The sequence below is a fragment of the Halolactibacillus miurensis genome (assembly GCF_900116255.1).
Classification (GTDB): domain Bacteria; phylum Bacillota; class Bacilli; order Bacillales; family Amphibacillaceae; genus Halolactibacillus; species Halolactibacillus miurensis.
In genome coordinates, this window is record NZ_FPAI01000001.1 from 398,101 (window position 1) to 407,613 (window position 9,513).

A 9,513-nucleotide genomic window follows, 5' to 3' on the forward strand; every position below is an offset into this window, starting at 1 on the left:
TATAAAGAAAGGGAAAAGATGATCAGCTCAGGTCGAGTTGATCATCTTTTTCTATTGGTTTTTTTGTATCTGTAGGTGAACAGCTATCTATTGGATAAAGTTGAAGGTTATTTCATAAACTTGTACGTTTAAACATTGACAAAAATGAAAACGCTTTATAAAATGTAAGTACAAGTTTATGAGAGGGAGTGGCGTGATGAGTAAAAAAGGATGGTTAGGTATTGTGGTGGCATTGGTTGTCATCACAACTGTTATCATATACCAAAGTGTCAACCAAGATCAAGGTACAGAAGAAGTAAATAGTGGTGTGGATGAAGAAGGTATAAGTGACGCGCCGCTATTTACATCGACATTAACAGAACCGACATATCAAGATGTGTCCGTACATGATCCGTCGATTATTAAAGTAGACGATCAGTATTACGTTTTTGGTACCCATATTGAAGCGGCCAAGTCACAGGACTTATTAAGTTGGGAACGGTTCACAAATGGGTATACGACACCTGACAATGTCTTATATGGTGATTTATCTGAGAACTTAAAAGAATCATTCCGATGGGCTGGTGAAGATGATGCAGATTCTTCTGGTGGTTTTGCGGTGTGGGCACCAGATATCTTTTGGAATGAACATTATCTGAATGAAGATGGTACAAAGGGGGCCTATATGATGCATTACAGTGCCTCTTCAACATATATTCGATCGGCGATTGGTTTTGCGGTATCAAAAGATATTGAAGGGCCTTATGAGTATGTTGATACGCTTGTCTATTCAGGATTCACGGCCGCTGAAAGTTATGATGATAAGAGTGAGGTAAATAAACAATGGGAAAACACGCATATCGATGAGTTGATTGAAGAAGGAAAAGTAAGTGAAGTGAATGATGCGTGGTTTAACGCGGATGGTAGTTTCAACAACCGTCATTACCCAAATGCGATTGATGCGAACCTTTTTTATGATACCGAAGGTAAGCTCTACATGGTCTACGGGTCTTGGTCAGGGGGCATTTATTTACTTGAATTAGATAAGGAAACAGGTGAAGTGATTTATCCGAAAGAAGATAGTCTAACAGAAGATGGTCGAATGATTGATCGATATTTTGGGACGAACATTTCTGGGGGGCATTTTGAGTCAGGTGAAGGCCCTTATGTTGAGTATAATGAAGCAACAGGTTACTATTACCTACATGTCACTTATGGTTGGTTGGGGGCAGATGGTGGTTACCATATGCGTCAATTCAGATCAGAAAATCCGACGGGTCCTTATGTTGATGCGGCAGGTGCACCGGCTGTTTTACCACCAAATCAAGCGAATACACAGTACGGGAATAAATTAATGGGGAACTTTTTATTTTTAAGAGACAATCATGAACCTGGCTTTGGAATGGGGCAAGGCTATGTATCACCTGGACATAATTCTGTTTATACAGACCCAGATACGAATCAACAATTCCTCGTTTTCCATACCCGGTTCCCGAATCAAGGAGAGAGTTTCCAGGTACGTATACATCAAATGTTTATGAACAGACAAGGTTGGAGTGTCGTTGCGCCGAAACGATATGCGAATGAAACCTTGTCTGAAGATATCACGACAGATGACATTACTGGAACGTATAAATATATTAATCACGGAAAAGACGGATCGAGCGATATAAAAGAAAGTGTGAAAATAGTATTACATGATGATGGCACGATTAGTGGTGCGATTGACGGTACTTGGGAACAAGACGGCTATTATGCCAGCATCGCCATCAACGATATCACATATGAGGGTGTGTTTGTGGAAGTTTGGGATGAGTTAAATAAACAAGGTGTGTTAAGCTTTACGGCCCTATCAGACCAAGGTGTTTCGATTTGGGGTGTCCAAACGGTTGAAGAAACACGAACATCAGAAGAAATCGCCGAAGATGTATTAAACGCATTAACTGTGCCGGAAGAGGTAACAACAGATCTTACGTTGAAAACAACGGATGTGGGTGATACGACGATTACTTGGACGTCAAGTAATGAAACGACGTTAACGTCTGATGGTAAAGTAACAAGAAAAGACCGTGAAGATATCCAGGTTGAGTTAACTGCTGCTGTCACAACGGGAGATGTGACAAAAGATAAAACATTCCATGTGACCGTTCTCGGTGAACGAGAAGCAGCGCTTGTTAGTCATTACTCCTTTGACGGGAAACTCTCAGATGATACCGGTCATATGGCGGACCTTACACCGACGGGTGAAAGAATTGATGCGCCTGGTGATGGTGTGACGTTTGAAGCGGGCATAAGCGGAGAAGCGGTCTTATTAGATGGAACAAACGGTTTAAGGTTCAGTGACGGCTTAATTGATTTATCAAGCTATACGGTTAGCTTATTTGTGAAACCGCTGAGTTTGACCCAACATACAACGCTCTTCTTTGGGGCGAAAAGTCCAGATGAATGGCTTAGTGTCGTTCCGTATGGGCATACAGAACAGACAATGGTTTGGTCAGGTAGTACGTCGTGGTTTGATGGTTCAGCAAGTGAGCGAATCGAAGAAAACGCGTGGAGTCATTTGGTTGTTGTTGTAGATAATGGTCGTTTACAGTTTTACATCAATGATGAACAAGTTTTTAGTGGCGAAGGCTTACCGCACTACTTTGATGCCTCGAGCTATTTTGCGCTTGGTGTTAACCACTGGGATACGCCATTTAACGGTTTAATTGATGAGGTAAAAATATTTGCTGGAGCATTATCTGAAGCAGAGGTTCAAGCGCTGTCTGAATGAGAGACTACATTAAATGAAATAGACAAACCCAGCGATAAAATATCGCTGGGTTTGTCTATGATTAAAAGTTATTTAAGGTTCAAAACGTTTAGTAGATGAACGGTACTTAATCGCATAAGGAACAATCACCCGTTTAGCTGGCTCATCTTTTGTTTGTAGTTGTTCAATTAAACATTTGGCGCCTTGGATGCCCAGTTTATAAATTTGAATATCAACGGTAGTGAGGGGTGGTCTAGTAATTTCTGATAAATACAAGTTGTTGAAACTTGTGATGGAAACGTCATCAGGACAATCGAGTCCAAACTCTTCTAACATATTAATCACACCAAGACTCATCATATCATCCGTAATCACCATGGCTGTTGGTGGGTTTTTTAACTTTAACAACTTCTCAACGGCTTTTTTACCGCTAGATCGGTTGAATTCATCATTAATAACGTAGTCTTCTCTCACCTTGATACCTGATTCAATTAACGCTTGTTTATAGCCCTCAAATCGGTCGGACGTCACGACAAGATCTGTCGTCCCCCCGATAAAGGCAATATCGTGATGGCCAAAATCAATTAAGTGTTTCGTTAATTCTTTACTTGCGCTCACGTTATCGTTATCTACATAAGTAATACTGGCTTCATTTTCGTAAGGTTTACCAACAACTACAAAAGGAAACTTTTCTTCTACTAAAAAGTCCATAATCGCATCGTTCATCCGTGAATAAAGCAAAATAATGCCGTCAACACGGTGGCCGTAGACCATACGTTTCACTTCTTCATACAGCTGTTGGTCATTTCCCCCTGTTGAAACGTATAAAGAATACTCCGTGTCATGGGCAACGGTACCAACCCCACGTAAAACTTCAGGGAAGAACGGATTTTGAAGAGCTGTTTCTGCCGATGAAGGCATAATAACGCCGATGGCCTTTGATGAACGGACCGCTAGATTTCGTGCGTTAACATTTGGATGATAGCCTAATTCTTTCATGGCTTTTCTCACGCGTTTTTTTGTCTCAGTACTGATGCGCGGGCTATCTGCGATCACGCGTGAGACCGTAGACGGCGCCACCCCTGCCTTTTTGGCAACATCTTTAATGGTTACCGCCATAGGTTTGTGCCTCCTTAAAAAATTCATGTTATAAATGGTTACGGATGTATCCGTTTCCTTTTTTATGGAAAATAAATTTCACAGAAAACATCTGTGAAATCACGCATGCAAACGGTTGATGAAAAAAGTGAAAGCGCGTACTTTAATTATATATGATTTTACTTGAGATTTAAATAGCTTATTTAATTTAATTGATTTTCTTTAAAGGCTTGACCATATGAATGTAAGCGTTTATATTTAGAAGCGTATATAGAGTTAATAAACAACAAAAAACAAGGGTAAGTAAACATAAAAATGCAACCGCTTGCTCAAATGTAAAAAAGGAGAGAAAGAGTAGAATGGAAAAAGCAATGATTTTTCACCGAGCAATAAATGAATACGCTTACGGATATGACGATCAAACGATTCATCTTGTCCTTCAAACAAAGCACAAGGATGCCGAGAAAGTTGAACTTATTTACGGCGATCCGTATGACTTTGAAGATAAAAAATGGAATTATACGGTAGTGCCAGTTGAACGAACAGGTGAAACAACAACGGTGGATTACTACAAAGCAAAAGTCGAACCACCGAACAACCGGATGCGTTACGGCTTCAAAATTACCGCTTATGACGGTGAAGAGGTGTTTTATCTTGAACGTGGGATTTTCACAGAACCGTCGAAAGAAATTGGCGATTATTTCTGTTTTCCATATTTTCATCCAAGTGATGAATATCATGCACCGGATTGGGTAAAAGATACCGTCTGGTATCAAATCTTCCCTGAACGCTTTAGAAATGGTGATCCGAGTATTTCGCCAAGTGATGCCGCTGGTTGGGAAGAAGGTGTCGTCACACCAAAGAGTTTTTATGGCGGGGACTTACAAGGTGTTATCGATGGACTCGATTATTTAGAAGATTTAGGAATCACAGGTATTTACTTTACCCCAATCTTTAAATCACCGAGTAACCATAAGTATGATACGGTTGATTATTATGAGATTGATCCACACTTTGGTGATAAAAAGACATTTAAACGTCTAGTCGAAGCATGCCACAGTCGTGGCATTCGGGTCATGTTAGATGCGGTATTTAATCATAGTGGTTATGAATTTGAGCCATTTCAGGATGTATTAAAAAATGGGCAACAATCACGCTTTAAAGATTGGTTCCATATTCATGATTTTCCGATTCAAACAGAACCGAAGCCTAATTATGAAGCCTTTGGTTTCGTTAGTCGTATGCCAAAGTTACATACACAAAATAAAGATGTTCAAGATTATTTACTCGGTGTGAGTAAATATTGGATTGAAGCATTTGGTATTGATGGTTGGCGTTTAGATGTAGCCAATGAAGTAGATCATCGCTTCTGGCGTAAATTTAGAGAAGCTGTGAAGAGCGTCAAAGAAGATATCTATATTGTCGGTGAAGCATGGCATGATTCCATGCGGTGGTTACGTGGTGATGAGTTTGATGCCGTCATGAACTATCCACTTGTGGATAGTTTGGTACGTTATATTGAAGAACAATCGATTGACCAACAAACCTTTAAAGACCGTATTGTTCATCTGTTACACATGTATCCACAACACGTGACAGAGCATCTCTTTAATATTCTAGCAAGCCATGATACCGCGCGCTTAATTACTCAAACAGGTGGCTCTGAGGATAAAGCGAAACTGTTGTACTTGTTCCAATTCTCTTACCCAGGCTCACCTTGTATTTATTACGGAGATGAGATCGGTATGGTCGGCGGTGAAGAACCGGAAAGCCGCGGTTGCATGATTTGGGATGAAACAAGACAAGACTTAGATTTACGTACCTTTATTCAAACGCTGATTCATCTAAGAAAAACAGAAGTGGGCTTTTCGAATGAGGCGACGTTTAGTTTTATCGACACAACCGATGAGTGTTTGATCTATCAAAAAGAAACAACCGATGAACGATTAATTTTCATCATCAATCCAACAGCGGAAGCTATCCATGTATCTGATTATGAAGGAGACGTGATACTTACTTCTAATGAGGATGACATCCTTCAAGGTTATGGGTATCGGGTGATTAAACAAGTTAAATAGACCTTTTTAAACGACGGCGCACTGATAAGTGATCCGTCGTCTCTTTTTGTTCTAACAAAAAGAGACAGAAAAAAGCACCAGACATCTGTTGGACGGGTGCTTTTAAGTAAAGAATGTTTATTTAGATAGACTGTGAGCTATTTTGTTTAATGAATTTTCTGGTTTTTACGTCTTCATTAATAGAAAAGTCATCAGAGATAAGGTTTAAAAGACAGACTTGTTGTCATGTCGTGATAAATCTTAACTATATAGGCGAACAAAACTAATGATGAGTACTAATATTAATAATAAAACAAAACTGCGGATATCAATAATAGGAATACGTTTCATTCATATCACTCCGTTCATTGTGTTAAAAACAGTATAACACATAATTCCGATAAAGTTAATGTGAATTAAAAATATTTTTTGTGTTAGAAACAAAATCTTCTCCTATTCTCTATGTTTTTTTCAATAGATTGTTTAATCTTTCAGTCGCGATGTTTGATAAACTGAATCTAATAGGATGTTTTGTTGATAAAAGAAGGAAGAAAAGAGGAGAAGTAACGTGAAACAAGCAATGAATCCATATTTACCATCGTGGGAATACATTCCTGATGCGGAACCGTATGTGTTTGGTGACCGTGTGTATATCTACGGTTCACATGATCAGTTTAACGGCCACGTCTATTGTTTGAATGATTATGTTTGTTATTCAGCACCTGTCGATGATTTAGCTGATTGGCGATATGAAGGCGTGATTTATAAAAAAGAACAGGACCCACTGAACCCGGATGGCGCGATGTGTCTGTATGCGCCGGATGTAACCGTTGGTCCCGATGGAAGATACTATCTCTATTATGTGTTAGACAAAGTCTCAGTCGTTTCTGTTGCTGTTGGTGATACCCCGGTTGGACCGTTTGAATTTTATGGATATGTTAAAGACCAATCAGGTCAACGTTTAGGTGAAAGGGAAGGTGACCAACCGCAATTTGATCCAGGTGTGTTAACAGAAGGTAATAAGACTTATCTGTACACCGGCTTTTGTCCTGTCGGTGATCAAACAAGACTCGGTGCGATGGTCACAGTGCTCAGAGAAGATATGTTGACGATTGAAACAGAACCACAAATTATCTCACCGAGTGAACCCTATAGTGAGGGGTCTAGTTTTAAAGGTCATGAGTTTTTTGAAGCACCGTCCATGCGGAAAATTGGTGACACGTATTATTTCATTTACTCATCGATTGTCTTCCACGAACTTTGTTACGCGACGAGCGCTTCTCCGACAGAAGGTTTTACGTATCAAGGTGTGATTGTCAGTAATAACGATATCGGAATAGCGACATATAAAGCACCAGAGACACCGATGTATTTCGGTGGTAATAATCACGGCAGTATGATTGAAATCAACAAACAATGGTTTATCTTTTATCACCGCCACACCAACGGCTCAAACTTCAGTCGTCAAGGTTGTATGGAACCGTTGACGATTAATAGCGAGGGGCGGATTGATCAGGTAGAGATCACATCATCTGGACCGAATCTGGTGCCGTTAAAAGGAGAAGGAACGTATCCAGCTTATATCGCCTGTCATCTATTTGGTGAAAAAGAGACCGTTTATACAGGTGATTTATATTTAGATCCATTAATGCCTCGGATCACGCAAGAAGGAAAAGATGGCGATCAATTAGAGGGGTATGTGGAAAACTTAACACATAACTCAACGTGTGGTTTTAAATACTTTGACTGTAAACATGTGGATCAAGTGAGCGTGACAACGCGAGGGTATGGGAAAGGTGTGATTGAAGTGAGAACCACGCCAAAGGGAGACGTCCACGGCGAAATTCCGATCGACTTTACGAATGTGTGGACAACGTATCAACAGTCCATCTCCCTGCCTGAAGGTAAACAAAGTTTATATTTTACCTTCAATGGTCAAGGTCGCACAGCGCTTAAACAGTTTACGTTTGCGAAAGGATAAGTGTGTGATGCGTACTATCAGTCAACCAATTATTCCCTATGATTACCCTGATCCAGATGTCATTCGAGTAGGTGATATGTTTTACATGGTGAGTACAACGATGCACTTCTTTCCGGGTGCGGAAATTTTACGCTCGAAAAATCTACTAGACTGGGAACATCAAACGTACGTCTTTAGCACATTAGATGAGACAAACGCCCAACAGTTAATGGGGGGCGAGGCCATTTATGGTCAAGGTATGTGGGCGGCGTCGTTACGCTATCATGAAGGCTATTTCTATGTCTTATTCAGTGCGAATGATACAAGAAAGACCTACCTTTTTGTGAGTAAAGCAATCAATGGCCCGTGGGAGAAAAGAATCGTCGAAGGTTTCTATCATGATCCGTCCTTGTTATTTGAGGATAATCGGGCTTATATCGCTTATGGAAATAGTACGATTCATTTACTTGAATTAAATGAATCGTTAACGGCTCCTAAATCGGACGGATTGTCACGCGTATTAGTCAGTGAAGAACATCCGATTTTAGGCTATGAAGGGGCGCATTTGCAATATATTAACGGTTTCTATTACTTGTTTTTAATCCATTCGCTTCCTACAACCTGGCGAAGAGTCCAGGCGTGTTTCCGTTCTTCTTCATTGACTGGTCCATTCGAAGGAGGAGACTGTTTTAATCATGACCGTGGTTATTTGAACCAAGGCGTCGCTCAAGGCGGGCTAGTTGATACAGTTGATGGTTCGTGGTATGCGTATCTGTTTCAAGATATGGGAGCGGTTGGACGTTTACCGATATTTGTGCCTGTCACATTTCAAAATGATTGGCCAGTATTCGGTGTAGAGGGAGATATTCCGGCGACGTTTGAAACATCAAATGTAGCGGTTCAACCGCTAGTAACAGATGATGACTTTAAAGAAGTTTGGGCAACGCCGTTTGGTTTTAAGCCGCAATGGCAGTTTAATCATGTGCCGAGATGTGATTATATTAAACATGATCATGATAATGGTGAGATTACGCTCAAATCAACAGGGCCAACAACCTTTTTATCAGCGCCTAATATGTTGACAGTAAGAACGGCTTTTCCTCGATCGATCGGAGAAATAACGGTCATCGGTCATGATTTAGCGATAGGGGATGTTTGTGGTCTTGGTATTCTTCAAGGGGCATACCGTTATGTAGGGTTAGAACGTGAAAGCGATGGTGTCGCTCTTAAGTCTGTGGTGTTTAGAGAGGGAAAAGAAGTGGTAACAGAAAGCGTACCGCTAGCCTCATCAGTGGTCACGTTAAAAGCAGAAGTGGTGACAGAAAATATGGCTGACTATGTACAGTTTTTCTATCGGGATGGCCATACCTTTATCCCCATCGGTTTTAAAGAGCCACTTACCTTTTCGCTGGATCATTTTACCGGCGCTCGATTTGCCTTGTTTTTGTTTAGTCAAGATATGGCGGGCGGTCAGGCAACGTTTAAAGTTTTTAAGTATGTAAAAGGGTGAAGGTCGTCAAATGTCTACCTTGATCATGAAAATAAATGAAGACCCCGTGCGCGAGATATTCAGGTTGTATAATATTTGGTGTTGGTGAAGGGATTTTAAGTGAGATAGAGATTGCTCACTAAAATTACTCACTAGCACCTTTTTCTTTCTAAATATA

At 40.4% G+C, this 9,513-nt stretch carries 5 protein-coding genes; 4 read left to right on the plus strand and 1 reads right to left on the minus strand.

Going from position 1 to position 9,513, the window contains the following annotated elements; translation table 11 throughout:
* Nucleotides 1-196 precede the first annotated feature (196 nt).
* The gene (locus BM390_RS01675) at nt 197-2,752 is read left to right on the plus strand and encodes a LamG-like jellyroll fold domain-containing protein (protein WP_089852782.1); all 2,556 of its coding nucleotides are present in this window, start codon (nt 197-199) and stop codon (nt 2,750-2,752) included.
* A gap of 72 nt (nt 2,753-2,824) precedes the next feature.
* Here BM390_RS01675 and BM390_RS01680 read toward each other — a convergent pair whose 3' ends face one another.
* Complete coding sequence (locus BM390_RS01680; protein ID WP_089852783.1) at nt 2,825-3,850, minus strand: LacI family DNA-binding transcriptional regulator; 1,026 nt, start codon at nt 3,848-3,850, stop codon at nt 2,825-2,827.
* A 338-nt stretch (nt 3,851-4,188) separates the two neighbouring features.
* On the opposite strand from BM390_RS01680, the gene BM390_RS01685 reads away from it, so the two are divergent.
* The 3 genes from BM390_RS01685 (at nt 4,189) to BM390_RS01695 (ending at nt 9,356) form a co-directional block, all read left to right on the plus strand.
* Nucleotides 4,189-5,907 (plus strand): glycoside hydrolase family 13 protein, encoded by a 1,719-nt coding sequence (locus tag BM390_RS01685; RefSeq protein ID WP_062319713.1) that lies wholly within the window; start codon nt 4,189-4,191, stop codon nt 5,905-5,907.
* A gap of 559 nt (nt 5,908-6,466) precedes the next feature.
* On the plus strand, nt 6,467-7,867 hold the full coding sequence (locus tag BM390_RS01690) for a family 43 glycosylhydrolase (RefSeq protein WP_089852794.1): 1,401 nt from the start codon (nt 6,467-6,469) through the stop codon (nt 7,865-7,867).
* A 7-nt stretch (nt 7,868-7,874) separates the two neighbouring features.
* Complete coding sequence (locus BM390_RS01695) at nt 7,875-9,356, plus strand: glycoside hydrolase family 43 protein (RefSeq protein ID WP_089852784.1); 1,482 nt, start codon at nt 7,875-7,877, stop codon at nt 9,354-9,356.
* Nucleotides 9,357-9,513: the final 157 nt, after the last annotated feature.